This is a genomic window from Atribacter sp., from assembly GCF_035418125.1.
Lineage (GTDB): Bacteria > Atribacterota > Atribacteria > Atribacterales > Atribacteraceae > Atribacter > Atribacter allofermentans.
Map to the genome: position 1 here is coordinate 1 of NZ_DAOLQM010000306.1, position 2368 is coordinate 2368.

Genomic DNA, 2368 nt, shown 5'->3' on the forward strand with positions numbered 1-2368 from the left:
ACAAACAGCGCCTGGGAACCTATAAAACCAAGCGCTATTGAGTGTTTTAAATTATTCGACCAATAAATAATTGACTTCAGCTCAAATTGCTGATTGGTGACTACCAGACTTCCTGACCGCCATTAAAATGAGCGGTAAAAATCTTTTGAGGATCAGTCGTTTCTTTCACGTTGGGTATTGGATGGTTATTTAGCTTTCCATAGTCAACTGGTACATAAAAAGTGAATTGTAAAGGCTTTGCTCCCTTGGAGAGAGCAGCATAATATTTAGTTAATGCGTTTGGATCAGTTGCCCCTTCATCACGGCTTCCAGTATACCCACCTGAGTTGAAAGCTTTGTCAGCATATTGGAAAGCCTTCCCGTAAATTGACCAAGGACTGGCATCGTCCAGTGATAAAGAACCATATAAATACATATTCTCAAATAAATACTTTAACATCTGCCAACTCGGCCATTTTCCTCTGCCATAAGTCATTCCCTTTACAAAAAGATCTTCATTCTCATTATCCATTCGTGACAAATCAAATGCGACCGACGCCATAAAGCCTGGCAATTTTTCTTTGGTAAAATCATGCTTTTGTTCATTCCAATTTCGATCGCTATATTTAAGAAAATAAATTGACTCCATAAAACCTCCCTTGAGCTGGCCGTATTTCTCTTTTATTTGAATATCTAAAGCAGTAGCTAAGTTGCTGAATTGGGTGGTTTCAACTCCTTTTCGTCCCATTTCATCGTAATCGATGACTCCATCATGGTTTTCATCAAAGGTTTCCATAAGATCCTTATAAAGTTTTGAGCCAGTAAGTGAGTCGTTGGCTTGGATATAACTTAAAATGGTTTTTTGAAGATCATAGAGAATGGTGTTTGGATTGTAATACAGGGTTTTGGTAATCATTTCATAGAAGTTGGAGTTTTCTATTCTACCCAGATGACCATTCAGAGAAACCAAGGGTGATTCGGTCAGGCTGTCCCAGCCTATTACATAATACTTCTGCTGCCCTACGCCTCTTTTCTCTGCATAACGATATAAATTGTATCTGAATAACGGCGAATCAAATCCTTCTATGGTGATGATGTTGTTTCCTTCCAATTGAGCCAATGGCACCTGATGGACAAATTCGGTTGGCCAGCCGTTTTCTTCTTTTAGCTTGAGTGCTTCAGCCATGGGGATAGTTTTAAAGCAATACCGAGCACAGAAAAAGTCCAGAGCAACACAGTCCAGCGACGACCATACAAAGCCTTCGGGAATCCGCACTGCTTTACCATCGGGGTTGTGGCTGATGTTGACCATATCGATAGCATCACTGACATGCACCATAAAAACTTTCTGGCTCTGCACTGCCCGAATGATATCCGACTGAGTTCCGGGCATACCGGCTGTCTTAATGGCAATGTATTCACCGTTTTTATCCTTCATCGGCAGATTGGTCTTTTCATCAATTTTGAGCATCCAAGGACAATGAGGTAATTTTCCTTTATAGGTTGGCAAAGTTTGAGCTGGATAGGAATATTTCCAGGTCTCAGCGTTTTTATCACCCTCAAAGGCACAGAGGGTTGGATAAAGACCGATGCCCAGGTTTTTAATGGCGTTGGTTAAAAGGTCTTGGGCATGGATCTTGTGCTTGGGCACATTAACTAAAACACAGCCAGGATAATTTCGAAGGTCTTCGGCATTATCTGGATCACCTCCTATGATTACCTTATGAAGAGTGATCTCTTTGAAATTGGCACCATCGGGAACAACGACTGTTCTTCCTCTCGATGGGTCATTATGGATTTTATTTAAATCATAGACCATTAACTTATCTTTGGCTTGTCCTGGTGGGAGATAATTTCCGGTAACACTGTTCTCAAATCCCTTCATGGGGTCGTCTTGATGAGAAGAAGGATGACGGTCGGCAAGATACTTTCTGACAAAATAAAATCCCCAGCCACCATATATATCAAAGCTTTTTCCTTCAAATAATGCCTCAGTGGTCATCGTTTGTCCAAATGTCTTCCCAAAAAGTTCGGCAACAAGAAAAGTTGATGTTGAGGCTTCTCCTAACGCCATTTGGTTGTAATGAATATTGAGCTTATCATGGAACCACCGCATCAAAGCGGCAATCAAGGACCATTCAGTGGCGATAATAGCTGCCGAACCTTCACCATGGGTGGTCGGATCGATGACTAAAGGGGCGACAATATTGGGCTTGAATAATAATCTCTTTCCATGCTTTATTTGTGACTGAACTTCCTTGCCAAAACCGGTTTCTTTGTCCAGACTACCTAAGGAAAAATCGAGATTGGAATAAATGTAGTCAATCTTATTAGTTATTTCCTGCCAGGCATTTTGATCGTTTTGGTCGATAACTTTTTGTAATAATAC

Annotated in this window: 1 protein-coding gene; it reads right to left on the reverse strand. The window is 40.8% G+C overall.

Annotated features, from left to right (window positions below; genetic code table 11):
* Window positions 1-100: 100 nt before the first annotated feature.
* A partial coding sequence (locus PLK24_RS10820) for a DUF362 domain-containing protein (RefSeq protein WP_324479033.1) occupies window positions 101-2368 on the reverse strand: 2268 nt, incomplete at its 5' end.